A 25,385-nucleotide genomic window follows, 5' to 3' on the forward strand; every position below is an offset into this window, starting at 1 on the left:
AGGGAGCTAGTTTGCCGCCGCTGCGGGCTTCGGAAAGGGAACCAGCACGACCGCCATCGAGACCCGGCCGATCTCGCCATGGACGTCGAGCAGCGCGCCGCTGCCGATGCCGAGCCCGGCGGCCGGTCGCCAGCGGGTTTGCGCGCGGACGCCCACCCATTCCCCCAATGGCTGCCTGAACAGCTGCACCGTCAGGTTCGGGTTGGGATCGGCCACGGCATTCTCCAGCGGCCGCGCAATGCCGTGGGTCCAGTCCGCCGGACCGAGCACGGAGGACAACGGCCCGGCGCCGTCGATGATCCTGTGATTGAGACGAAACCAGGCGACGCCGTCGCCCGCACGCGCCTCCATCGCGTCCATGAACCAGCGACGGCCATGGGCGGCCTGCCGGGTGCGGACCGGAAACCGCAAGGGATCGGCGGCCTCGCCGGCGGCGTCGACAAACCCCGGCAGCTCGACCGCGCGTTCGCGCGACAGCGTCACCCGCGCGGTGGCGCAGGGCTGCGCTTCATCGTCGGGCCACAGCGTGTTGTCGATCACGCTGACACGGCCGCCCTCGGTCAGCACGGAAAGCCGCGTCCGCAAATTCGCCATCGGCGTCGGCCGCAGGAACCACGCGGTCACGCTGACCGCAGCCCCCCATTTTCGCTCCGCGGCGAGCGCCTCGACTTCGGCGGTCAGCAGGCTTGCGACCGCGCCGCCCTGCAGCCCCGCGAAGGGACCTGCGGCCAGCGCCGACGGCTGCCAATGATTGGGGGCGCTCAATGGTTCGAAAATCGCCATGATGATCCAGATGAGGAATATTGAGTGATACTGCAATCTGGCCGATAATAATGCCTATTACAAAAGGCATTTGGTCACCTGAGATGAGCCCTATTCATCTATCCGCGGCCGACGGGCCGCTGCGGGCGATCCCACCGCTCTCCGCGCTGCTGGCGTTCGAGCGCGCCGCCTCGCAATTGAGTTTCCGCCGCGCCGCGCGCGATCTGGCGCTCAGCCCGTCCGCGATCAGCCATCAAATTCGCGGACTGGAAGAGCTGTTCGGCGTCAAACTGTTCGTTCGCGGCGCCCGCTCGGTGCGCCTGACCGCGGACGGCGAGCGTTATTTCGCAAAGATCTCGGTGGCGCTGGCGGCGCTGCAGGACGCCGGCCGCGAGATGCTGCGGCACCGGCGCGACGCCGGCGGCGAACTCTGGATCAGTTCGCTGCCGTTCTTCACCAGCACGGTGCTGATTCCGGCGCTGGGCGATTTCAGGCGGCGCAATCCGACCCTGACGCTGCGGATCGAGGCGACCCATCAATATGCCGACTTCAACGCCTCCCGCGTCGACGTCGCTGTTCGCTACGGGCGCGAGCACTCGGCCGGCCTGAAATTCGAACCGCTGATCGAGGTCAGGGGTTTGCCGGTCTGCGCGCCGGCCCTGGTCAAGGGCGGGCTGCGCCGTCCCGAAGACCTGTCCCGGGAGGTCCTGATCCATCTGACGACGCAGCCGCGCACCTGGGCGACGTGGCTCGAGCAGGCCGGGATTCCGGACCTGACCCCGCGCGGACATCTCTGGCTCGACAGCGTGCCGGCGATGCTGGAGGCCGCCGAGCAAGGACTCGGCGTCACCCTCGCGATGGCGCCGCTGATCAGGGCACGCCCGGGATTCGGCAAGAAACTGGTCGCGCCGTTCGATGCCGCGGCGGTCAGTTCCATGGAGACGATCTATCTCGTTTCGCGCACCGAACAGGCGCGCGACCGCCGGATTGCCGCGCTGCGGCGATGGATCCTGGACGCCGTCGGCCGCGCCAGCCGGTAGGCCAGGGCGCTAGCTAGAGCCCCGTTCCGATTGAATCGGAACGGGGCTCTGTCTTTTTGTTTTGACGCGTTTTCTTCACGCGAACCGGTATCCACTTCGCTTGAAAACGCTCTACAGCCGGCCGCCGGTTCGAACCAGCCGCACTACCAGCAGCAGCAATACGGCGCCGATCGCCGAATAGATGATCTCCGAGACCAGGCCGCTGCCGATATGGATACCGAGTTTCGGAAACAGCAGGCTGGCGACCAGCGCGCCGGCGATGCCGACCAGGATATCGCCGATGATGCCGAAGCCGGTGCCGCGCACGATCTTGCCGGCCAGCCAGCCCGCCACTAGGCCGACGAACAGGATGACGAGAATGCCTTCGTTGGAAATCCGCATGAGTAACTCCCCCTGTCGGCGCACGTTGTTCCCGCGCACGGCACCGGAGCCTATCCGATAATGGCCCGGGGCGACGACTCCAATGTTGCGGTGTCAGGTTGCGGCCGCGGCCTCGGTACGTTCGGCCAGAATGCATCGCGCGATCCGGTCTGGTCCGACCTGGACATTGGGCGGCAGTTGCTCGACGCAGCGGGCCTGCGTGAAACTGCAGCGCGGCGCGAACGAGCAGTTGACCGGCGCCTTGTCGAGCGAAGGCGGCGTGCCCGGGATGGTTTCCAGCCGCTGACCGCGTTTGGCGCCGTGCACAGTGGAAGCCAGCAGGCCGCGCGCATAGGGATGAATCGGCGTGCGCACGATCTGGCTGAGCGTGCCCTGCTCGACGACCTGGCCGGCATACATCACGGCGACCCGGTCGCAGATTTCGATCGCGACGCCGATATCGTGGGTCACGAAAATGACGGACATGCCGAACTCGCGCTGCAGTTCGCGCAGCAGCAGCAGGATCTGGATCTGCACGGTGGCGTCGAGCGCGGTGGTCGGTTCGTCCGCCAGCAGGATCTTCGGCTTGCAGGCCAGCGCCAGCGCGATCATCGCGCGCTGCCGCATGCCGCCGGACATCTCGTGCGGATAGGCATCGAGCCGGCGTTTCGCCGAGGGAATGCGCACCACTTCCAGCATTTCCAGCGCACGCGCCATCGCGTCGGCCTGGCTCTTGCCCTCGTGGCGCATCACGGTTTCCGCGATCTGCCGACCGATGGTGTAGACGGGATCGAGCGCCAGCGCCGGCTCCTGGAAGATCATCGAGACGGTCTGGCCGCGAAACGCCGACAGCTGCTCGTCGTCGAGCGCCAGCACATCGCGCCCGAGCACCTGCACGCTGCCCGAAATCTGCGTCCGCTTCTTCGGCAGCAGCCGCATCAGCGCGCGCAAGGTGACGCTCTTGCCCGAACCGGACTCGCCGAGCAGGCCGAGCACCTCGCCCTCGCCGAGCGAGAGGCTGAGATCGTTGACGGCATGCACGGTGCGCTCGCCGCTGAAGCGAACATTGAGGCCGCGGATTTCGACGAGATTGCTCATGGCTTAATTCGGCACCCGGTCGTGGAAATCGGTGGCGCGCTGGAACGCCGCTCCGATCCGCAGCAGCATCGCTTCATCGAACGAACGGCCGACCAGCTGCATGCCGACGGGAAGCCCGCCCTGCGTGAAGCCCGCGGGTATCGCCAGCGACGGCAGGCCGAGATAATTGATCGGGCGGGTGAAGCGCGTCAGCCGCTGGATCACCGCTTCGGCGTCGGGACTGTTGCCGACATCGCTCTCGGCGATGGTGGGAGCCGCCACCGGCGCCGCCGGCGCGATCATGGCATCGACGCCGGCGACCGCGGCATTGTGCGCGGCCAGCGCAGGCCCGCGCCAGCGCATCGCTTCGAGATAGGACACGCCTGAAATCGCAAGCCCGTTCTGCAGCCGCATCAGGACCTGGGGACCGTAATCGCCCGATCGTTCGATCATCCAGCGCTTGTGGAAGGCGGCGGCTTCGGTAGCGAGAACGAACTGACAGGCCGCCGTGAGCTGGCGCTGCTCCGGCAGTTCGACCTGAACGATCTGCGCGCCTTCGCGCTTCAGCGTCGCAATGGTCTCGTCGAGAATGCGCGCGACTTCGGAATCGAGGTCATCGACATAGAAGGAGGTCGGCACGCCGATGGTCAGGCCTTTGATCGATCCGTGCGTTGCCGCCACGTAGTCCGGCACCGGCCCGATGACCGCGGTCGGGTCTTCTGGATCCGCACCCGCCATCAGGCCGAGCAGCAGCGCGCAGTCCTCGGCGGTTCGCGCCAGCGGCCCGACGGTGTCGAGCGACTGCGATAGCGGCATCGCGCCGGCGCGGCTGATGCGGCCATAGGTCGTCTTCAATCCAGTGACGCCGCAAAAATGCGCGGGCAAGCGGATCGAACCGCCGGTATCCGAGCCCAGGGCCGCGAACGTCAGCCGTGCCGCGACGGCGGAGCCCGACCCCGACGACGAGCCGCCGGTGATGCGATCGAGCGCCCACGGGTTATGCACCGCGCCGTAATGCACGTTGTGGCCGGTTGGCCCATAGGCGAATTCCACCATCTGCAGCGAGCCCAGGCGGATCGTGCCGGCGTCCTTCAGCCGCTGCAGCGCCGTCGAAGTGGTGGTGGCGACGAAATCGCGCCGGATCTTCGAGCCGCAGGTGACCACGTGGCCCGCGTCGTAATACATATCCTTGTGCGCCAGCGGCACGCCGTGCAGCGCGCCCTTGGCGGCGCCCTTCGCCAGCGCCGCATCGGCCACATCGGCTGCGCTGAGCGCCGCTTCGGCTTCAATGGCCATGAAGGCGTTGAGACGGGGCTGCCACTGTGCGATCCGGTCGAGACAGGATTGCGTCACCTCGCGCGACGAGATCTTCTTCTGCGCGATCGCCTGTGCGACCGACGTCAGCGACATCAAGGCAAGCTCGGTGCTCATTTCGACACCTTTGCAGCTTGCACGAGCAGAAAGCTCGCAGGCTCCAGGTCGAACGGCAGCGTGCCGGCGACCGGCGCAAAGCCTTCGAACGCCGGGCCCATGGAATGGGCGATACGCCCGGCGACATCGGCATCGACGGGCACGCCCGCAACGTCGGTCATCGCCTTGATCTCTTTCGCCGTAGGTTTGGTCATGTCGCGTCCGCTCCCTCTTTATTGCGCATGATCTTTTCGAAAAACCGGTGCCCACTTTTTCGGATCATGCGTGTGCCGGTGCGCGGCTGTGCCCGGATCCTGATATGGCCATATAGCACGCCGCTTCATGCCCCATTCTATCCAGCGCGGTGAGTTTTGGTGTGGCATTTGCGCAAAGCGGCTCCGCAAACGGGCAGCGGGTGTGAAACCGGCAGCCGGAAGGCGGATCGATCGGATTGGGCGGATCGCCCGAAATCGGCGGCGTCTCGGTGCGGTTGTCGGGATCGGAGGACGGCATCGCCGCCAGCAACGCCCGCGTATAGGGATGCGCCGGCGCGTCCCATACCCGGTCGACCGGGCCGAGCTCGACCACCTCGCCGAGATACATCACCAATACACGGTCGGAAATGTAACGCACCACGTTGAGATCGTGGCTGATGAAGAGATAGGTCAGTCCGAACTCGCGCTTGAGATCGACCAGCAGATTGAGCACCTGTGCCTCGACCGACTTGTCCAGCGCCGACACCGCCTCGTCCAGGATCACCAGCCGCGGCGACAGCGCCAGCGCACGGGCGATGTTGACGCGCTGGCGCTGGCCGCCGGAAATTTCGTGCGGATAGCGATTGGCGAAATTTTCCGGCCGCAGGCCCACCTTGCCGAGCAGTTCGCGCGCCAGCGCGCGCGCCGCCCCGTCGGCCATGCCGTGAACCTTCGGCCCGAACGCGATCGATTCCTCGATGGTCAGGCGCGGATTGAGCGAGGCGTAGCTGTCCTGGAACACCATCTGCATGCCGCGGCGCAGCTCGCGAAGCGACAGTGCGCGCCCGACCTGCATGCCGTCATAGATGATATCGCCGGCATCGCGCTGCATCAGGTGCATCAAGAGCCGCGCGGTGGTCGACTTGCCGCAGCCGGATTCGCCGACGATCCCGACCGTTTCGCCCTTGGCGATGGCAAACGACACGTCGTCGACCGCGCGCACCGTCTTGCGCTTGCTGAAGAGATCGCCGCGCACCGGGAAATGCTTGGTCAGGCCATTGACCTGCAGCAGCGGCTGCGCAGCCCCGCCGACATCCTCGACCGGCTCGAGCAATTCGACTGAGTTGGCGAGTTCGGTCATGGCGTCAGTTCCGTATGTCCATGGCGCTGCGCATGCCGTCGCTGAGCAGGTTGAAGCAGATCGATACCGCGAAGATCATGACGCCCGGCAAGGCCGCTACCCACGGATTGATGTAGATCGCGGTGCGCAGCGTGTTGAGCATCAACCCCCATTCCGGCTCCGGCGGCTTTGTCCCCAGGCCCAGGAACGACAGCCCCGCGGCCAGGATCATCGACACCGAGATCAGGCCGGTGGCGTAAACGAAGATCGGCCCCAGCACGTTGCCGAGCATGTGCACGCGCATGATGGTGAAAGGTCCAGCGCCGGAGGCGCGCGCTGCCTCGACGAAATCCATGTTGCGCACGCCCGTGGTGACGCTTTCGGCGACCCGGGTGATCTGCGGTACGAACACGACCGTCAGCGAGACGATGGAGTTGACGATGCCGGCGCCGAGCGCGCCGGAAATCGCGATCGCCAGCAGCACCGAGGGAAAGGCGTAGAAAACGTCGACGGTGCGCATGATTGCGGTATTGATCCTGCCGCCGACATAGCCGGCGACGAGGCCGAGCGAGGTTCCGACCGCGAAGGCAAGGATGACGGGGAGAATGCCGATCAGGAGCGACAGCCGCCCGCCATAGACCAGGCGCGCCAGCATGTCGCGGCCGAGTTCGTCGGTGCCGAGCGGATAGTTCGGCGTGCCGATGTGGCGGAGACGGCGGATCATCGAGCCCTGATAGGGATCGGCGAGCCCGAGCCACGGCGCGAGCAAGGCGGAGAGAAAGATCAGTGCCAGAATTAGGGCGCAGAACATGCTGACCTTGTCGCTGGCGATGCGGCCGCCGACCGTCGCCCAGTAGCCGCGCGCCTTGGTGGCGGGCGCGGCCTGCAGGGCGGCATCTGATATCGCGCTCATGGACGGATACTCACTGGCTTCAGCCCCGCTTGATTCGCGGATCGATCGCGGCCTGCGCGATATCGACCATCAGATTGAGGCACACGAAGAACAGCGCCAGCACCAGGATGGTGCCCTGCAGCAGCGGCAGGTCGCGCTGGAAGATCGCGGAATTGAGCAGCAGCCCCGAACCCGGCCATGAGAACACGGTTTCGATCAGGATCGAGCCGCCGAGCATGTATCCGAGCTGCAGTCCCATCACCGCCATCGCGGTCGGCGCGGCGTTCTTGATGACGTGGCGGAACACATGGGTTTCGCGCAGGCCCTTGGCGCGCAGGGCCTCGACGAAATCCTGCGAGAGGATATCGCCGGTCAGCGCGCGCACGGTGCGGGTGACGATGCCCATCGGGATCACCGAAGTCGTGATCGCGGGCAGGATCAGATAACGGATGTGCTCCCAGTCCCAGCCCCAGGCGCCGGAGCCGCCGGGACCGGCGCCGACCGCGGGCAGCCAGTTGAGCTGCACCGAGAAGATGATCACCAGCACCATGCCCAGCCAGTAATGCGGCACCGAGACGCCGGCAATCGCGATCGAGGTCGCCAATTTGTCGACCCAGGTGTCGCGGAAATAGCCGGCAATCAGACCGAAGAACAATCCGAGCGTGAAGCCGATCGTCGCGGCCGCAATCGCAAGCGTCACGGTGTTGCCGACCGCGCGCATCACTTCGGTCAGCACCGGCCGGCCGGTGGCGATGGAATGGCCGAGATCGCCATGGACCGCTTTCCACAGCCACAGCCCGAACTGCACCGGCAGCGGCCGGTCGAAGCCGTAGGCGATGCGCAATTGCGCCGCCAGCTCCTGCGACGCGTCGGCGGGGAGGATCGCGACCAGCGGATCGCCGGGCGTGATGTGCACCAGCAGGAAGCACACCAGCGCCACGCTGACGACGATCGGGATCACATAGACGATGCGGCGGGCGACATAGACGAACACGGAATTACCTTGCTGTAGTCAGATCGAATTTCTCGGCCGTCATGGCCGGGCATAGCCGTCCGAAGGACGGCGTCGCTTCCGCTCGCCTATGCCCGGCCATCCACGTCTTCGTCAAAGATAGGAAAGGCGTGGATGCCCGGGTCAAGCCCGGGCATGACGAAGAGAGAGCAAGCCCACACTACGGCGTCATGGAGATCGGCGAGAAGTCCACGAACCAGCTCTTCGGTTGCACGAAGCCCTTGACCTTGGGGCTCATGGCGCGGGGCGCGACGTCGTGGGCGACATAGAGGAAGGCCGCGTCGTCGACCGAAGCCGCGTGCAGTTCGGCAAGGGCAGCGTCCCGCGCGGCCGGCTCGAAGGTCTGGCGCGCCTTGGTCACCAGCTCATCGAACTTGGGATTGTTGATGTAACCCCAATTGTTCGACACCGGCGGCGCCATCGACGACTGCAGGAAGCGCACCAGGGCGAAGAACGGATCCATCGCCGCATAGGTGACGTTGGTGGCGTTGGCGCCGTTGGCGGACGGGTCCTTGGTGCCGCGCCGCCAGTTGGTGAACAGCGTATTCCATTCGATGACGTCGAGCTTGACGTCGAAATAGCATTCGGCCAGCGCCTGCTGCAGGTACTCGTTCATCGGCAGCGGCAGCATCTGGCCGGAGCCCGACGCCGAGGTCTGGACCTTGACCGACAACTTCTTGTTCGGACCGAAGCCGGCCTCCTGCATCAGCTTCTGCGCCGCCGGCTTGTCATACTTGATCTTGAAGGTGACGTTGCCGCGCCAGGGGTGACCGGGCTCGAAGGTGCCGGTGGCCGGCACCATCAGGCCGCCGAGCAGGCCGTCCTTGAGGCCTTCGCGATCGACGCAGAGATTGGCCGCCTTGCGAACCCGAATGTCATTCCAGGGCGAGCCTTCGACGCGCGAGAACTGCCACGGCCAGACATGCGGCGACTCGTTCGACTTGAGAATGAACCCGCGCTGCTTGATTTGCGGCACGGCATCCGGCGCTGGCGCTTCGATCCAGTCGACCTGGCCGGAGAGCAAGGCCGCAGTCCGCGCATTGGCCTCGGGCATCGGCAGCAGCAGCATCTTGTCGACCTTGGGAACGCGCGCCTTGTCCCAGTATTTTTCGTTCTTCACCAATTCCAGCCGCTCGCGCGGCGTGAAGCTCGACATTTTCCAGGGGCCCGTTCCGGAGGCGTCCTTCGCGAACGCGGCCCACGCGGCCTGCGATTTCGCCTTGGCGTCGGCGCCCTCGGCCGTATCGTAAAACTTCTGCCATTTCGAGGGGCTCGCCATGAACAGGTTGGTGAGGTTGATCGGCAGGAAGCTGTCCGGCTCCTTGGTGGTGAGTTCCACCGTCATGTCGTCGATCTTGCGGGCCGAGGCCAGCGTCGGCATCCGCGACGCGGTCACGCCGACCTGGCTCGGATCGAACTGCGGTGCATCCTGCTTGAGCACCTTTTCGACATTCCAGACCACGGCGTCGGCGTTGAACGGCGAGCCGTCATGAAAGGTGACACCGGGGCGAAGCTTGAACGTCCACTTCTTCTTGTCGGCATCGTCGACTTTCCATTCGGTCGCGAGCGCCGGGATCATGACGCTCGCCTTGTCGGCGGAGGACAGGTCCCACATCGTCAGCCCGTCATACATGGTGAGGCCCGTGAAGCGGTTGCCCTCGAAACCCTGATCGGGCTGGCCGAGTGTGCGCGGAATGTCGGCGGCGGTCATGCCGATACGCAGGGTGGTTTGCGCGGAAGCGGCCAGCGGCATTGCAGCAGCCAACCCGACCACCAGCATCGTGGCCGTCGCGGCAGTCCGGCACTTCCCTTGTTGTTCGACACGCATCGCAGCAACTCCTTTTTCTTTTCGATCTTGATGATTATTTCTTATGCAACGTTATGCAATGCCCGTGCCAATGGCGACAAACCGTCTCGCATTGCGATTTGCTGCACAATTTCTTGTAAGCGCTCGTGCAAAAGGGACAGCGCTGCCTAATCTGGCATCAAGCTTGCAACGCACGCTCCAATTCCCCTCCAATGGAGCTTAGTTGATGCGCATTCGAAATTCGATGCTTCTTGCTGCCGCGGCGTTCGCCATGGCTACCGCCTTGCCCGGCATTTCGGCGCAGGCCGAAACGGTGGTGCGATACGGCATCTCGATGGCGGATATTCCGCTGACGACGGGGCAACCGGATCGCGGCGCCGGCGCTTACCAGTTCACCGCCTATACGATTTACGATCCGCTGGTCGCCTGGGAAATGGACGTGTCCGACAGGCCCGGCAAGCTGGTGCCCGGGCTCGCCACCGAATGGAAGGTCGATGAGTCGGACAAGAAGAAGTGGCGATTCACGCTGCGGCAGGGCGTCAAGTTCCACGACGGCAGCGACTTCAACGCCGATGCGGTGATCTGGAACCTCGACAAGGTGCTCAACGACAAGGCACCGCAATTCGACAAGCGGCAGAGCGCGCAGGTCAAGACCCGGCTGCCGTCGGTTGCGAGCTACGCCAAGGTCGACAACTCCACGATCGAAATCACCACCAAGACCGTCGACTCCTTCTTTCCCTACCAGATGCTCTGGTTCCTGGTCTCCAGCCCCGCGCAATATGAGAAGCTCGGCAAGGACTGGGACAAGTTCGCTGCCTCACCTTCAGGCACCGGACCGTTCAAACTGACTAAATTAGTGCCGCGCGAACTCGCCGAACTGTCGAAGAACCCGGACTACTGGAACAAGAAGCGGATCCCGAAGGTCGACAAGATGGTCCTGATCCCGATGCCCGAAGCGCTGACGCGGACCAACGCGCTGCTGGCCGGACAGGTCGACCTGATCGAAACGCCGGCGCCCGATGCGGTGCCGCAGCTGAAATCGGCGGGCATGAAGATCGTCGACAACATCACCCCGCATGTCTGGAACTATCATCTCAGCGTGCTGCCCGGCTCGCCCTGGACCGATATCCGCTTGCGCAAGGCGCTCAATCTCGCGATCGATCGCGAAGCGGTGGTCGGGTTGATGAACGGCCTCGCCAAACCGGCCAAGGGCCAGGTCGATCCGTCGAGCCCCTGGTTCGGCAAGCCGGGCTTCGAAATCAAATACGATCTGGCGGCGGCGAAGAAGCTCGTGCAGGAAGCCGGCTACTCCAGGGAGAAGCCGCTGAAGACCACCTTCGTCATCGCGCAAGGCGGCACCGGGCAGATGCTGTCGCTGCCGATGAACGAATTCCTGCAGCAGAGCTTCAAGGAGATCGGCATCGATATCGACTTCAAGGTGGTCGAACTCGAGACATTATATACGGCGTGGCGCAAGGGCGCGGCGGACGAGATGAACGCGGGCATCACCTCCAACAACATCGCCTATGTGACCTCGGACCCGCTCTACGCCATCGTGCGCTTCTTCCATTCCGGCCAGATCGCGCCGGTCGGCGTCAACTGGGGCGGCTACAAGAATCCGAAGGTCGACGCCGTTATCGACGAGGCCAAGCAGACCTTCGATATCGCCAAGCAGGACGAGTTGCTGGCGCAGGCGCACGCGCTGATCGTCGACGACGCCACGCTGGTGTGGGTGGTGCACGACACCAATCCGCACGCGCTGTCGCCCAAGGTGAAGAAGTTCGTGCAGGCGCAGCACTGGTTCCAGGACCTGACCACGATCGGACTGGAATGAGATTCTGATTTGCGGAGCACCTCCTAACCGCCCACCAAGGCCGTCATACTCCGCGAAAGCGGAGTATGACGCGGCCTTTCGATTCCATCTCTGGCGTCTCTGGAATACTGGATCGCCCGCTTTCGCGGGCGACGACAACCGCGAATCGCGCGCGCTACTTCGTCAGCAGCGCGAAGGCGCCGTTCCAGTCTTGCGGCGGCGGACTTTCCTGGTAGCCGCGGATCCGCGTCTCGTATAATTTGTATAGATATTCCAGCGCGTGCCCGTCATCGCTCTTGCGGCCACGCTCGATCGTTGCCAGCGCGCCGTCCCAGTCGCGGTTGCGATAACAGGTCAGCATCTCGATGGTCAGGTTGCGCAGCCGCTGGAAATGTTCGGACTGCGCGGTATCCTCGCGGCCGGCGATGGCGTAGATCACCTCGGGCTCCTGCTTGCCCTTGACCATGATGAAATCGAGTTCGAGGATCGCAAACCTGTCCTTGACCGCCATCGCGGTCCTGGAGCCGATGATGATCGGGAATCCGTATTCCTTGGATTGTCCTTCCAGCCGCGACGCCAGGTTGACGCTGTCGCCCAGCACCGAATAGTCGAAGCGCAAATTGGATCCCATGTTGCCGACGACGCAGACGCCGGTATTCAGACCGACGCCGACATTGATCGGAATATAGGCGTGACCGCCGTCCTGGGCCTCGATCTCGCGCTCCTGGTTGAGGGCGTCGATCCGCTCCAGCATGTCGAGCGCCGCCTCGCAGGCATTGATTTCGTGTTCCTTGTCGTCGAGCGGCGCATTCCAGAACGCCATGATGGCGTCGCCCATGTATTTGTCGATGGTGCCCTTGCGATCGAGGATGGCGTTGGTCAGCGGCGTCAGGAACCGGTTCATCAGCGCCGTCAGGCCCTGCGGATCGTGCTTGTAGGACTCCGAGATGGTGGTGAAACCGCGGACGTCGGAGAACATGATGGTCATCTCGCGCTCCTCGCCGCCGAGCTGGAGCTTTTCCGGCGACTGCGCGAGCTGCTCGATCAGCGCGGGCGACAGATACTGGCCGAATGCCGAGCGAATCTGCCGGCGCTGCTTCTGCTCCCTGACGAAGCTGGAGAAGATCAGGGTGAGGTAAATCGACGTGGTCGACGCCAGCGGGTAGGTGAAATCGATCAGCAGGCGGTGCTGGGTGTAGAAGTACCAGGAGGTCCCCATCAGCACCGTCGCAAACAGGGCGCCGACCGCAACGAGGGTGATCGGTCCGAACATCGGAGCAAACGCGATCACCAGCAGCCCGAGGAGGAGAGCGGAGAGAAATTCGGCGACGATGGCGTAATTGGGCCGCGACAGTTCCGTTCGGGTCAGCACGCTCTCGAGCACCTGGGCGTGAATTTCGACGCCGGGCATCACGGGATCGACCGGCGTGGTCTTGACATCGAGAAGCCCGACCGCCGAGGTTCCGATCAGCACCAGCTTTTGCGCAATCCTATCCGGCGCGACGCGGCCTTCGAGCACGTCGACCGCCGAAACATAGATCGACGGATCGCGGCGCGCGAAATGAACCCAGATCTGGCCGTTGTTATCGGTCGGAATTTCGAAACCCCTGACGCCGACGCTCTGCAGGCCGGCCTTTTCGGCCTTGGTCAGAATGGTGCCGCTGCCGCTGGCGACCCGCAGCATCTCGAAGCTCAGGGACGGCATGGTGGCGCCCTGCGCCAGCATGATCATCGGCACCCGCCGCACGATGCCGTCGCGCTCGTTCTTGATCGAGAACAGCCCGCGCCCCGCGGCCGCCTCCTCCAGGACATGAACGTTGCGCACCAGCCCGGGGAAATCGAGCAGGAACGGTTGCGGCTCCTCGCCGCGCATGGCGAGCCCCGTTACCGGCAGCGACTTGTCGAATTCGGTGAGGACGTAGGGAAGCCCGGATTCGCCCAGCACCACGCGGGACCGCTTGATGGCATCGGCCAGGATTTGATCGTTGCTCGGCAGCGCACGCAGCTTGGCCCGGGTTTCCTCATCGAGGTTGCGGATCGTGTCGGCGGCCTCGCCCGGATTGAGCCGGTCGGGCTCCGCGAACACGATATCGAAGGCGATCACGATGGCGCCGAGACTGGTCAGTCTGTCGACCAGATCCGCGATCCGCGTGCGCGGCCAGGGCCACTGGCCGAGCTTCGCCAGGCTCTTTTCGTCGACGTCGATGATGGTCACCGGCTTTGCGGTCTTCACCCGGGGGTCAACGACCTGGAATTTATCGAAGGTCCTGACCCGGAGTTCCTCGACCGCGGCGGGATCGGCGACGCGCAGCGCCGCCAGCCCGATCAGGATCGCGAGGCACAGCAGCCTCGCAATCCCGAACTTCCGCATGAACCAGCGCCGTAATACTCTCAGTCGCTTCATGCTGCTTGGGTATCACGCTTGCGCGGAAGGATCACGTTGCTTGTTTCGAAAGGCGCACGCCGGTCGCGCCTCCGGGAAACGGAGCGCGATTCGCTTCCGTCGTCAACCAATGCCGAAACCGGAAGGCAGGATAAAGTCGTTGGCATGCAGCCCGGCGATGCTGATGTTTCGCACCAGGATCGTGTCGTGACCATTCAGGTTGATAAGCAGGTCGCCGCTATCGGGGACCGGCGTGACATGGTTCGTGTACCAGGCATTGAAGCTTGTTGCATCGTTCGGATTGAATGCGGCGTAGTCAAGCTGGATATGGTCCTGACCCGGCGTGAAATCGCCAATCGTATCCTGGCCGATGCCCAAGGCCTGATTGAACACGAAGGTATCGTTGCCGCCGTTACCGAACAGGATGTTGTTGCCGGCATCGCCGATCAGCGTGTCGTTGAATTGCGACCCCGTCAGGTTGGCGATATTCGTCAACGTATCCGTTCCAGCCCCGCCGGTATTTTGGGGATTCGAGGTCGATAGATCGACTGTCACGCCGCTGCCCGCGTGCTCGTAGCTCGCGGTAACGCCTGACTGACCAGCATGACTGATCAGATGATCATCTCCAGCGCCGCCTTCCAGCACGCTGTTGCTGTTACCGGTCAGGATATCGTTGAAATTCGATCCGCGAAGTCCTTCGAAGTTCGTCAGCGTGTCGAAGCCGGCGCCGCCCGTGGGCTGGGCGCCCGCCACGACGAGGCTCACGGAAACGCCATCGGTCGCATGCTCATAACTGGCGGTGTCGACGCCGTAGCCGTTGGCGCCGCCATCGAGCGTGTCGTTGCCCAGCCCGCCCTCGATCACGTTGTTCTGGCCGTCGCCGGTCAGGGTGTCGTCGAAGTCGGTGCCGCGCAGGTTCTCTATCGAAATATAGGTGTCGCCCGCGGCCGCGCCGGTGTTGTTCGCAGGCGCCGCGAGATTTGCAATAATTCCGAGCCCTGTCTGCGCATTGACCGCAGGCGCATGAAAATAATCGACAGTATCGCGGCCGGGATCCATCTCACCGAACGGACCGGGCATGCCATTGAAGACATCGGCCTGATTGCCGCCGAGGAACACGTCTGCGCCAATATGGGGCTGGCTTTGGTTGTCGGCGAAGCCGCCGCTGCCGACATAGCTGTAGGTCGCCGCGCCGAAGATGCCGTTGAGACCGGCAAGGCCGTAAGCGTGCGTTTGCGGGCCGTTGTACTGGCCGAGGTAGCCCACCAGACCGGCCGCATCGATGCTCCAGCCGTTGCTGTTGACCAGCACATGGTCCTGGGTGAGCTGAGCCGGATCGGCCGGATTGATCGTATTAAGAATGTTGATTTCGGTGATGGTGCCGCCGCCAGGCAGATGTCCGCCGTCGTAAGTGAACCCCATCCCGATCAGTTCAAACATAATGCCCCTGACTGTGTCGACGATGAACATATGGGTGTTGGTATTGACCGAGGCAAAAGTGCCGGACGCAAGGCCGGCGTAGCCGGCCGCGAGACCGTCATACACCGCGCTGAAGTCGTAGCCGGCAGGGGTCTGCACCGAGACGGCGACCTGTCCGACGAAAATAAAGTCGCTGGCCTGCAGCGTTCCGAGGGCGACTCCCTGAAGGTCCAGATGATTGCCGCCCCCGAAATTTCCGGCCGACGTGATGCTGACACTGTTCGGGTTCCCGTTGACCGTGGCAGCAGCGATTTGGAGGTCCGCCAGGCTATGGATATTCCCAAATGCCCGCAGATCGATCCTGTCCCCTTGGAAATGGTTGAAATCGGCGATCCGATCGTTGCCGGCGCCATCGTAAACGAAAATATCCGCGCCGGCTCCGCCGGCCAGCGCATCGTTGCCGTCCCGGCCATCGAGAACATCATTGCCGGCCTGGCCCTCCAGGGTGTTGTTCGCGCTGTTGCCGGTGATGATGTCGTTGAACTCAGAGCCGCGCACCCGGGTGACGCCGCTGACGATATCGTCGACGCCGCTGGATGCTCCGACCGCGCTGCCATGGGTGGCGCCGTCTCCGAGCGTCACCACCACGCCGCCGGTCGCGTTGTAGAACGCGATGCGGGTGTTGCCGTTGCCGATGACGGTGTCGTCGCCGCCGCGGCCTTCGAACTCGTTGAAGGCGTCCCCGTTGCCATTGGCTCCCGCACTGCCGGCATTGGGCAAAGCGAGCGTGGCCGTGGCGACAAACCCCGTCGCGTCAAAGGTATCCGCGAAATCGGTGCCGCTGATGCCCTCGACCGAGTCCAGCGTGTCCTGGCCGACATCGGAGCCGCCGGTCACCGTCCCCGCAGCGAGATGGACGGTGATGCCAGTCCCCACGAAGGCGCCGCCATAGATCGCGCGGTCGAATCCGCCGCCGCCATGGATGATATCGTTGCCGCCGAGCCCTTCGAAATTCTCTGCGGTGTTGAACGGATTATTGCTGCCGAAGAACGTGTCGTCGAAGAAGGAGCCGCGCACGCGCGACACGCCGGTGAAGGTATCGGTCCCGACCGAGTTGTCGCCGATGGCGTGCCCTGAGGCGCCCTGCCCGACCCAGCCGCCATCGAACGTCACCGTGACGCCGGACGTCGCATGATAATAGGAGATGCGGGTGTCGCCGTTGCCGGTGACGGTGTCGTTGCCGCCACGCCCTTCGAACTCGTTGAAGGTGCCACCCACGTTGAATGCGACGGTGCTGCCGGCGTTGGTGCTGGAAGCGTTGAAACCAGTCGGGTTACTGATCGTCGCGCCGGCGTTGAACGTGTCGTCATAATTGCTGCCGGTGACGAATTCGATCGACTGCAGCGTATCGGTGCCGACCCCGCTTTCGCCGAGGGCGGTGCCGGTGACAATACCGTCGGCAAGCTGGACATTGATCGGCCCTGTCGCGCCGCCATAATTGGCGCGGTCATAGCCGAATTCGCCCCCAAGCGTATCATTGCCGCTCCGGCCGGTGAAGATGTCGTTGACGTCGCCGGCGAAGAAGGCATCGGCGCCGGAATTGCCGACGAAACTGAAGGTCCACTGACTGACCAGCGCCTCGATCGGGCCTTGGTCGCCATTCGACTGCGCAACCACGGCGCTGTACCAGTCGGCGGCGGACACATGCAGGCTGAAGGTCGCAAGCGGCGTATGGTTGTCGTCAGTCACCTCCTGGATGAAGGTGATGGTGCCGCCGGTCAGGACATTGTTGCCGCCGTAGGTGAAGTCCGTGCCGGAGAAGATGAAGTCGCGATTCTCCAGACCATTGACGATCCTGAAGGAATGGATGGGGTCGGCGCCATCAGGCACCACGTTGCCCCGCCCCATGGCGCCGATCGGATCGTCCTGATCGAAATCATATCCGTCCGCGGTCAGCACCGTAAACTGCGCATCCACGATACTGGCGCCGACAAAGACCGTTCGCTCCGGACTGGCGCCATCCGACAAGGTGAGCGCGACGCCGCCGGCGCCCGCATAATCCGGGTCATCTGTGACGAAGAGAATCATGTCGGCCTGAATGTCGCCGAGCGTGAAATGATCTCCGGGCGCGATGGTATTGCCCGAGTCCGCGTTGACCAGATGGCCGTGACTGGATTCGACAACCGTGAAGGTCAGGCACGCCGGATCGCCGTCCAGATCGTCGGCCTTGAGGTCAGCCGTGGTGAGCGCGACCGAGCTGCCTCGCACGACGGCAATGGCCATGTCGCCATCGACGGTCGGCGCCTGGTTGGCGACGATAATAAAATCAGCGGCGTGCAGCTCTGCGGCCGCAACGTTCTTCAACAGGAGAGTATCGTCCGGCGACAGATGGATCAGCGTGTCACTGCCCTGAGACTCGAAGACGCCGGGGGTGGCCCGCCATGCATCGAGGTCGGCCTCGGTGAACACGCCGTCGGCACCGAGCGGAACACCGCTGAAATGATCCAATTGGATCCGGTCGGCGCCCGGCGTGAAATCATGTATCGTATCGTGACCTGCACCGGGTGCGAAAACAAACGTGTCTGCGCCGCCAAGACCGATCAGCAGGTCATCGCCGCCGAGGCCATCAATCGTGTCGTTCCCCGCGGCGCCGTAAAGCGCATTGCTGCCGTCGGTCGCGACGTTCGCGGTGGTGAAATATGTGATCTGAACGTGGCCTCCGGCAACCACCGTGCCGATATCATTCGTCAGTGAAATCGCCAGGTCGGCGAGCGCGCCGTTGGGATCGACCGGGGCATCGAAGGCCCCCGGAACGTAGGGATCGGTGTTGGTAAAGCCGAAAACCGACCCCCGCCACTGGCCGCCGAGGCCGACAAGCGCGGCATGGACCTCCGAAACCTGACCGGTGGCCGAGACGATAGCGAACGACGCGGAGCCGTCCGGATTTTGAGCAACGTCGTTGAACGTGAAAAATGTGCCGAAAGGCTGCAGATCCTGGTCGGGATCAAAGCTGCGCATGAACCTAACTCCCATCAGGTCCGACGTGCCGCCGTTGTCGATATCGATCGTGGTCGTGAAGAAATTGGCGTCGGTTCCGAGCTCGATGGTCTGAGTCAGGGTGACATCGTTACCGGCATCAAGCCTGGTCACGACAGACGATCCGCCGTCGAAGGAATGGAACACGGAACTGATGGGGGTGAAGTCATAGACCCCCAGCATCGGATCGCTGTTGAGCACGACGTGATTTTGGCCGATGTCGTACCCGAGCACGATGCGATCTTCCGGTGAGCCGGGCGTCGTCACATTGCCTGCACCCGGGAAGACGAACCCGTTCGTTGCGCCATCCGGCGTCACCACGATGCTGACACCTGCGGTGGATGTCAGGGTAGAGGTCGCCAACTCATTGAGCACGAAATCATCGGCGACGAGGCTCGCAGGCGGGACGTTGCTGAGCGTCAGCGAATTTCCACCGCCGAAATCGATGAGCGTACCCATACCGCTCGGCGTGACATGGGCCAGCACATCCGCGAATGAGTGGATGCCCGGCACGCCGGTCAGGTCGACCCGGTCGCCGTCGGCATGGCTGAAGTCGGCGATGGTGTCGGCGCCGTAGCCGGCGGCATAGACGAACGTATCGGCACCAGTACCGCCGCTCAGGAAATCGCTACCGCCGCGGCCGTCGAGCGTATCGTCGCCGCCACGGCCGTTGAACTGCTCGATCGTTCCCGGAGCATTGTCGCTGCCGAGAAGCACGTCGCCAAAATTGCTGCCGACGACGGAGTTCACGCCACCGGTAATGGTGTCCTGTCCGATGTTGGCGAGATCGCCGGGCGCGGTGCCGTGCGCCATGTGCGCGGCAAGATCGACCGTTACGCCAGCGCCGGCATTGGCGTAGAGAATGGTGGTGTTGCCGTTGCCGGTGATCTGGTCGTCGCCATCCCATCCCTCGAACTGGTTATAGGTGCCGTTGTTGCCGACGTTGAACTGCAAGGGATCGAGAAAGCCGGCCGCACCGAAGTTCGTGGCGTTGAAGTTGTCGTTGAAATTGGTGCCTTGCACGCTTTCGATCGAACGCAGCGTGTCGGTGCCGATCGAGGCATCGCCGGTGACAATGCCGGCAGTAAAATCAACGCTGATCCCGCCGGTGGTGTAGGTCATATTGTTGTATTGGGCGGTATCGAAGCCGCCGCGGCCGTCGATGAAGTCGTCGCCGGCGAGACCCTGGAAGGCCTCGCCGTTACCGCTCCCGAGCAGTGTGTCGCCAAACATCGAGCCCGTTACGGCATTGACGCCGCCATGGATGGTGTCGATCCCGACCGACGCCAGATCGAGGCTAGTGTGATTGATCGCGTCGGCCCTGTCCTGCGCAACCCCTGTGCCGCCGGAGTCGGTATTGGCGAGGTCGACGAGCACGGCCGCGGTCGAATTGGAATATTGAACCCGGGTATTGCCGTTGCCGTAGATGATGTCGTTGCCGCCGTGGCCATCGAAATTGTTGAAGGTGCCGTAGCTGCCGACGTTGCCGGTGGCCGGATTCAGATAGCCCGGGCCGCCGAAATTTCGCGCATCGTAAGTGTCGACGAAGTTGGTGCCGCGGACGGCTTCTACGCTGCGCAGCGTATCGGTGCCGATTGACGCATCGCCGACCACGGTGCCCGCGGCAAGGTTGACGGTGATGCCCGAAGTGGTGGCGAGGTCGCTGTTGTAGGAAGCGAAATCGTAACCGCCGCGGCCGTCGATCAGGTCGTTGCCGCCGCGGGCGTCATACTGCTCATAGGTGCCGTTGGGATTGTCGCTGCCGCGCAGTATGTCGGCGAAGCCCGATCCGATCACCGCATTGACGTTGGCAAACTGATCTGATCCGACCGAAGCATTGCCGATCGCCGTGCCAGCGGCGAAATCGACGGTCACCGCCGCAGTGGCGCTGGCATAGGAAATGCGGGTCAGCGCCTGGCCCTGCACGTTGACATTGCCGATGATGAAGTCGTCGCCGGCCATGCCTTCGAAGGTGTTGAGGCCAATGGGCACGCCCGGCACCCCGGAAATCCCGGTGAAGCCGACCGCCGAGTAGTGATCGATAAAATTGCTGCCCTGGATCGCCTCGATGTCGGTGAGCGTGTCGGTGCCGACGCCCTGGCCGGACACCGTCCAGGCAGCCATATCCACGGTGATGCCGCCGGTCGCATCGGTGTAGACGGCGCGGTCGAGGCCAGTCAGGCCGATGATGGTATCATCGCCGCCGAAACCCTGGAGGATGTCGTTGCCGGCGGTGCCGGTCAGGATATTGCTGTCGTTGTCGCCGGCGATGGTGCCGGGATTGGCCACCACGGCGGCAACCGGCTGGTCCGCATCATAGACGCTGACGCGGACCGGTATCGTCGTCGTGCCGACGCCGTTGCTCAGCGTGATCGTGAAATTCTGGATCGCGAACTGGCCGGGCAGCAGCGAGGCGAAATCCGACCTCGGCTCGCTGAAGTGCCATACGATATTTCCATCGGCGTCGAACTCAGCGGTGAACCTGCCGGTCGGATCCGAAACGCCGAGCGCGACGCCGTTGTGGTCGCCGGTCAGCGTTATGATACCGCTCGCCTCGAGTATCGACGGCGAATTCGCGGTCTCCCGGATGATCGCGCTGCGGCCCGAGGTCGAATCGGCGAGGAAGATATCGCCGGTGCCGGGGGTGTCGCCCTGCGAAAGATTGGAGGCGCTGCTGCCGAACGCGACGAACAGCCCGCCGACGCTGATCGCCGCGCCCAGATTGGAAGCGGCGTCGGGCTGCGTTCCGTCGGCGAGGCTCGAAACCAGCCGATAGACGGGGTTGCCGGGATCGCTGACGTCCACGACATAGGTGTCCGTGACCGCATTGGTGTCGCCGGACGTCAGATGCGCGTCGCTGGCGAAGATGATGAAATGACCGTCCGGGCTGATTACCGGATTGTAGCTGGCACCCGAGGCATTGGCGGTGTGGAACACGACCTGCCCGGTGGAGAGATCGTAGAGGTAGATTTCCGAGTGCCCGCCCGGCGCGTCGCTTTGACAGACGATATAGCGTCCGTCGGCGCTGAACGAAGCCGCACTGTTGCCGGCATCCGTCGCAGTGCTTGCGATGTCCGTTACCGTCCCGGTCGACAGGTCATAGGTGAAGAGATGGCCGGATCCGCCCGGCGTCGACGCATCGGTACTCCAGAACGCGATCAAATGACCGTTAGCGCTGATCGCCGGCAGCCAGACCGATCCGGATTCTCCGATCGCGGCCGGCGTGATCGTGGCGAGCACGTGGCCCTGCTGGTCATAGACTCCGATGCTGTTGCCGCCGCGCTCGACGACGATGACGCTGCCATCCCCCGAGACCGCCGGCGCGCCGCCGGCGACGAGCTGGATCGTTTGCTGGTAGTGCGCCGAATCGGAGGGATCGTTGTTGTAGATGAAGACGTAGGACTGGGTGCCGTCCGAGCCCTGGAAAACGATGTAATGGCCGTCCGCGCTGATGGTCTGGCCGGAGTAGGTGAAGCCATTGCCCGCCTGCGCGATCGTGATCGTGGTGTTGCTTGGCCGATCGTAGAGGAAAATCGAGCCATCGGGGTCGTAGACGATGGACTGCCCGTCGGCGCTCATGACAGGACCGAAATGGTCGCCGCCATCCCCGGAGATGCGGGACACGGTCGGCGAGGTCACCACGAACGGCAGCGGCGTGGCAGGAATGACGACCTGGACCACGATCGGGTCCGCCGGTGCTGTCGACGTTCCCGTCGGCCCGAAGCCGGAATTGATCACGACTTGAACGGGCGTTCCGGTGCCGGTTGGCAGCGGATTGCCGGTGTTGGCGCCGACCGGCACATTGAATTGGGTAGAGGTCGAATCGGTCGGCTGGATCTGGGTGCCGGCAAACCTCGTCGGCTGCTGCGGATTGGCGTTATCGGTGTGTTCCGGCAGATTCGGGAATAGCTGCCTGCCGACGTCATAGGTCTGCAGCAGGGTCTGGAAGGCGTTGAACTCCAGCGCAATCTGCGCGACCGTCTTGTTGCTCTCCTGGGCGATCACCTCGAAGTTGGCCACCGGCGTCAGCGTCAGCGTCGAGCCGTTGCTGGTGACCGTGCCGATCAAGACTCCCTGGGTGTTGAACACCTGAACCGCATGAACCTGGCCGTCGCGCTGGTCGACGACCGAGATCGACACCCTGCCGTCGACCGCGGAAATGTCGAGGATGACAGCGGTGCCGCGAATGCCCATGGTCGCGACCGGCGTGCCGACCTTCATGTCGCCGGTCTTGGCGACCTGGCCGGCGACGAAGCTCGCCGCGCCCTGCACCAGCGTGAACAGCGCCGAGTTCGACGTGCTTCCCGCCTCGTAGGTCAGGTCACTCAGCATCAGCCGCGCGCTGGCGGTGAGGTTGAAGGTCGTGCCGTCGATCAGCACCAGGCCGAGCGTCGAACCGCTACCGGTCTGCACGACGTCGTTCTGGTAGACGTTGTCGCCCTCGTTGAGCGTGATGGTGACGCCGTTGCGCACGACGCTGGCGCTGCCGGTCATCTTGACGACGTGGCCGACCACCTTGCCGGCGGCGGCGGTGCCGGAGGCCTGGGCGTATTGAACGTGTCCAGTCAAGGCTTCGATGACGCCGGGGTCGAGCGGCGCGCCCTCGGGCGAAACCAGCATCGGACGCTTGTCGCCGTGGAAGTAGTTCGGCACCACCACGCGGTGGAACTGATCCGAGACGATCAGATCGGTGCCGGATCGCGAATAGTCGCCGGAGAACAGAAGATGCGCATCGGGGATGGTGACGGCGTCGCTGCCGCCCGGCGAGTCGGTATTGAGTGCGACACTGGAAAAAGTGTCCGCAGCGCCCGATCCAAATTTGCCGGCAAAGTTCAATGCGACACCGTAAATGGTTAATACTTAAATAATATTCCGTATGGTTCCGTGCTTATCACTGCGCGGAACAATGCGAAACCATCTCCAGCTTGTGCAAATCTTATTCCGCAGAGCCCCCGCCGGACGCCTCTTCTTGGGAGGCACCAGGATAGCGAAGTATTCAGAATCGACCCCACATGTATTCAAGCGCCTTTCAATTCAGAAATCCGCCACCCTGGCGTAGTTCGATGTATAGAAATCGGCACTGATACTCTTATGATTTTCCACCTGCATCCCAGTATAAAATACTGCGCCAGTTCCAGAACAAAAACTGTGATCTGGATAACAGAACGACGCGATTCTCCCCGAATTAGCCATATCCGGCCGAAATCGCCGCCAATACAACCTCAGAGTGTCTCCTTGCGCCATTGCGGGCCGGCCCGGGGCCCGGGACCGGGCGATCCGTAAAATTTTCAGCAAATCGGCGAGACAGGTTTCAGCCTGTTTCGCACTTTCCGGCCCGCTGCGCCCGGTTTTAAGCAGATCAAAAGCTGCCCCGCCCATCCTCGCCTGTGAAACGATCCGGTCGCGAGCTGGCTGATGAGGCCTCGCCGATGCCCGGACATTGGGGCGTCAGATGGGGATTTTCAGTCACTCGCGCGCGTTGCGTGCGGTCATGCTTGCCTGCGGCATGGCCTTTATCGGACCAGCGGCAGAGCTTTCGGCGGCAACGCTGAATTCATCGCAGGCGTCGGATCCGATCGAGCGATCCGCCGAGCCGTTCGGGCTGTTTGCTTCGGCTCTCCCCAGCGGAGGCCTGCGGGAAAAATGGCTGGGCATCCAGCGTCGTCTCGACGACGAAATGGTGCAGCTGGCGCTATGCGAAGGCGACCCCGATCGCTGCGCCGCTCCGGCCGCGCTGCAATTTCTCGCCATTGTCGAGACCGCCAGAGCCCGCGAGGGCCGCGCCCGGCTCGGCGAGATCAATCGCGCGATCAATCTCGCCATCAGGCCGATGGGCGATCTCGAGCAATATGGCGCGATCGACGTCTGGAGTTCGCCGCTCGCGACCCTGACCCGTGGCGCTGGAGATTGCGAAGACTACGCGATCGCCAAATTCGTTGCCTTGCAACGGGCCGGCATCTCCCCCGACGACCTGCGCATCGTGATCATGCGCGACACCATCCGCGGCGAGGATCACGCCGTCGCCGCCGCGCGGCTGGACGGGCACTGGCTAACGCTGGACAATCGCCGCATGGCGATGGTCGAGGACGCGCAGGTCAGAAACTACCGGCCGAGCTTCGTCATCGATCGCGACAGCGTCAAACGCTACGAGGATGCGCCGATGCCCGCGCTCAGGGACCGAAGCCTCGTTTCGGAAGCGACGAGCCATTCCGGAGTCGAAACCTCGCCAATGTAACGCCGCCTCCCGGACCGCCCCACGGAACGACCGATCGAGATCCCCGGCCGACAATTTCACTTCGTCGCAGCGGCTGAAGAAGCTATATGGTTCCGGCAGGCCCGGGTTCGATGCTTGTTCGGCGAGGGTGAATGCGGGCGATTATTCTGGCCATCGTTGGACTGCCGCTGGCATTGATGCACCCGGCATGCGCACAGAACGCCGCGGACCCCGACCGATTGATCCGCGAGATGCTCCCGCTGTTTGACAGCAATCGCTGCGCTATATTCAGCGATACCGCGGAGCGGCTGTTTTGCGGCGCCCCCGAATTAAACCGGCTATCCGCACGGCTGAGCAGTGCGGTGCAGGACAGGCCGGACCGGATTCCCAACTGCCGCCTCGCGATCGAAGAAAACGCGGAATGGATCAGAAACCGCAATTCGAGCTGCGGCATCTTCAGAGAGCAGAGACTTTCCGCGCCCGAAATCAAATACATCAAGGGCTGCCTGTTGAAGCAAACGGAAGCCAGGATCGATATCCTGGACGACCCCAATTTCGATTGCCTGTCCTCGAACAACGCCGCCGGCCTGCTGATATGCAGCGACCCCGATCTGGCCGCCGCCAAGGCTGACTTCAACAGCATGGTTGTCGGCCTGGTTGCGAAGTTGAAGGGCGAACGCCGTTCGATATTGCAGTGCATCCGAAATGCGGGTGGCATTTTGCTTGGCGAAAATTATGGCGACAAGAATTTTCTCTTTTGCGCTTCGCCGCTACCTTTGATTGACGCCCTGCTTTGTACCGGCATACCATCGCCGCAGATCCGCTAGAGATCGCCAGGGAGGGAAA

At 63.5% G+C, this 25,385-nt stretch carries 15 protein-coding genes; 4 read left to right on the plus strand and 11 right to left on the minus strand.

What is annotated here, in order from left to right:
• Positions 1–6: 6 nt before the first annotated feature.
• Complete coding sequence (locus tag KMZ29_RS24660; protein WP_215621615.1) at positions 7–783, minus strand: acyl-CoA thioesterase domain-containing protein; 777 nt, start codon at positions 781–783, stop codon at positions 7–9.
• A gap of 83 nt (positions 784–866) precedes the next feature.
• On the opposite strand from KMZ29_RS24660, the gene KMZ29_RS24665 reads away from it, so the two are divergent.
• Positions 867–1,802, plus strand: a complete 936-nt coding sequence (locus tag KMZ29_RS24665; protein ID WP_215621616.1) for a LysR substrate-binding domain-containing protein — start codon at positions 867–869, stop codon at positions 1,800–1,802.
• Positions 1,803–1,913: 111 nt separating this feature from the next.
• Here the strand turns inward: KMZ29_RS24665 and KMZ29_RS24670 are convergent, their stop codons facing one another.
• The 8 genes from KMZ29_RS24670 to KMZ29_RS24705 form a co-directional block, all read right to left on the minus strand.
• Positions 1,914–2,183 carry a GlsB/YeaQ/YmgE family stress response membrane protein gene (locus KMZ29_RS24670; RefSeq protein ID WP_215621617.1) on the minus strand — a complete coding sequence of 90 codons (270 nt, stop codon included), beginning with the start codon at positions 2,181–2,183 and terminating at the stop codon, positions 1,914–1,916.
• Positions 2,184–2,276: 93 nt separating this feature from the next.
• Positions 2,277–3,260 carry an ABC transporter ATP-binding protein gene (locus KMZ29_RS24675; protein WP_215621618.1) on the minus strand — a complete coding sequence of 328 codons (984 nt, stop codon included), beginning with the start codon at positions 3,258–3,260 and terminating at the stop codon, positions 2,277–2,279.
• 3 nt (positions 3,261–3,263) lie between these two features.
• Positions 3,264–4,670, minus strand: coding sequence for an amidase (locus KMZ29_RS24680; protein ID WP_215621619.1), 1,407 nt, complete (start codon positions 4,668–4,670; stop codon positions 3,264–3,266).
• Positions 4,667–4,864: a hypothetical protein gene (locus KMZ29_RS24685; RefSeq protein WP_215603819.1), complete on the minus strand. Its 198-nt coding sequence runs from the start codon at positions 4,862–4,864 to the stop codon at positions 4,667–4,669. Before KMZ29_RS24685 ends, KMZ29_RS24680 begins: the two co-directional genes overlap by 4 nt.
• 64 nt (positions 4,865–4,928) lie before the next feature.
• Positions 4,929–5,984 (minus strand): ABC transporter ATP-binding protein, encoded by a 1,056-nt coding sequence (locus tag KMZ29_RS24690; protein ID WP_215621620.1) that lies wholly within the window; start codon positions 5,982–5,984, stop codon positions 4,929–4,931.
• A gap of 4 nt (positions 5,985–5,988) precedes the next feature.
• Positions 5,989–6,876: an ABC transporter permease gene (locus KMZ29_RS24695; protein ID WP_215621621.1), complete on the minus strand. Its 888-nt coding sequence runs from the start codon at positions 6,874–6,876 to the stop codon at positions 5,989–5,991.
• 19 nt (positions 6,877–6,895) lie between these two features.
• Complete coding sequence (locus KMZ29_RS24700) at positions 6,896–7,849, minus strand: ABC transporter permease (RefSeq protein WP_215621622.1); 954 nt, start codon at positions 7,847–7,849, stop codon at positions 6,896–6,898.
• Positions 7,850–8,027: 178 nt separating this feature from the next.
• Complete coding sequence (locus KMZ29_RS24705; RefSeq protein WP_215624402.1) at positions 8,028–9,647, minus strand: ABC transporter substrate-binding protein; 1,620 nt, start codon at positions 9,645–9,647, stop codon at positions 8,028–8,030.
• Positions 9,648–9,900: 253 nt separating this feature from the next.
• On the opposite strand from KMZ29_RS24705, the gene KMZ29_RS24710 reads away from it, so the two are divergent.
• Positions 9,901–11,508: an ABC transporter substrate-binding protein gene (locus tag KMZ29_RS24710; protein ID WP_215621623.1), complete on the plus strand. Its 1,608-nt coding sequence runs from the start codon at positions 9,901–9,903 to the stop codon at positions 11,506–11,508.
• A 154-nt stretch (positions 11,509–11,662) separates the two neighbouring features.
• Here KMZ29_RS24710 and KMZ29_RS24715 read toward each other — a convergent pair whose 3' ends face one another.
• The gene (locus KMZ29_RS24715) at positions 11,663–13,891 is read right to left on the minus strand and encodes a CHASE2 domain-containing protein (protein ID WP_215621624.1); all 2,229 of its coding nucleotides are present in this window, start codon (positions 13,889–13,891) and stop codon (positions 11,663–11,665) included.
• Between the two features lie 102 nt (positions 13,892–13,993).
• Entirely contained in the window at positions 13,994–23,161 is a 9,168-nt protein-coding gene (locus tag KMZ29_RS24720; protein ID WP_215621625.1) for a cadherin-like domain-containing protein, read from the minus strand.
• Positions 23,162–23,777: 616 nt separating this feature from the next.
• Here KMZ29_RS24720 and KMZ29_RS24725 point away from each other — a divergent pair.
• Positions 23,778–24,560: a transglutaminase-like cysteine peptidase gene (locus KMZ29_RS24725; RefSeq protein WP_215621626.1), complete on the plus strand. Its 783-nt coding sequence runs from the start codon at positions 23,778–23,780 to the stop codon at positions 24,558–24,560.
• Between the two features lie 131 nt (positions 24,561–24,691).
• On the plus strand, positions 24,692–25,366 hold the full coding sequence (locus tag KMZ29_RS24730) for a hypothetical protein (RefSeq protein WP_215621627.1): 675 nt from the start codon (positions 24,692–24,694) through the stop codon (positions 25,364–25,366).
• The last annotated feature ends 19 nt before the right edge of the window (positions 25,367–25,385 follow it).

Source organism: Bradyrhizobium sediminis (assembly GCF_018736085.1).
Classification (GTDB): Bacteria; Pseudomonadota; Alphaproteobacteria; order Rhizobiales; family Xanthobacteraceae; genus Bradyrhizobium; species Bradyrhizobium sediminis.

Bases quoted from the DNA above. Each gene is read 5' to 3' on its own strand.
- KMZ29_RS24675 (WP_215621618.1), bottom strand. From the start codon at position 3,260: ATGAGCAATCTCGTCGAAATCCGCGGCCTCAATGTTCGCTTCAGCGGC.
- KMZ29_RS24660 (WP_215621615.1), bottom strand. From the start codon at position 783: ATGGCGATTTTCGAACCATTGAGCGCCCCCAATCATTGGCAGCCGTCG.
- KMZ29_RS24670 (WP_215621617.1), bottom strand. From the start codon at position 2,183: ATGCGGATTTCCAACGAAGGCATTCTCGTCATCCTGTTCGTCGGCCTA.
- KMZ29_RS24695 (WP_215621621.1), bottom strand. From the start codon at position 6,876: ATGAGCGCGATATCAGATGCCGCCCTGCAGGCCGCGCCCGCCACCAAG.
- KMZ29_RS24730 (WP_215621627.1), top strand. From the start codon at position 24,692: ATGCGGGCGATTATTCTGGCCATCGTTGGACTGCCGCTGGCATTGATG.
- KMZ29_RS24705 (WP_215624402.1), bottom strand. From the start codon at position 9,647: ATGCTGGTGGTCGGGTTGGCTGCTGCAATGCCGCTGGCCGCTTCCGCG.
- KMZ29_RS24690 (WP_215621620.1), bottom strand. From the start codon at position 5,984: ATGACCGAACTCGCCAACTCAGTCGAATTGCTCGAGCCGGTCGAGGAT.
- KMZ29_RS24715 (WP_215621624.1), bottom strand. From the start codon at position 13,891: ATGAAGCGACTGAGAGTATTACGGCGCTGGTTCATGCGGAAGTTCGGG.
- KMZ29_RS24710 (WP_215621623.1), top strand. From the start codon at position 9,901: ATGCGCATTCGAAATTCGATGCTTCTTGCTGCCGCGGCGTTCGCCATG.
- KMZ29_RS24725 (WP_215621626.1), top strand. From the start codon at position 23,778: ATGGGGATTTTCAGTCACTCGCGCGCGTTGCGTGCGGTCATGCTTGCC.
- KMZ29_RS24665 (WP_215621616.1), top strand. From the start codon at position 867: ATGAGCCCTATTCATCTATCCGCGGCCGACGGGCCGCTGCGGGCGATC.
- KMZ29_RS24680 (WP_215621619.1), bottom strand. From the start codon at position 4,670: ATGAGCACCGAGCTTGCCTTGATGTCGCTGACGTCGGTCGCACAGGCG.
- KMZ29_RS24685 (WP_215603819.1), bottom strand. From the start codon at position 4,864: ATGACCAAACCTACGGCGAAAGAGATCAAGGCGATGACCGACGTTGCG.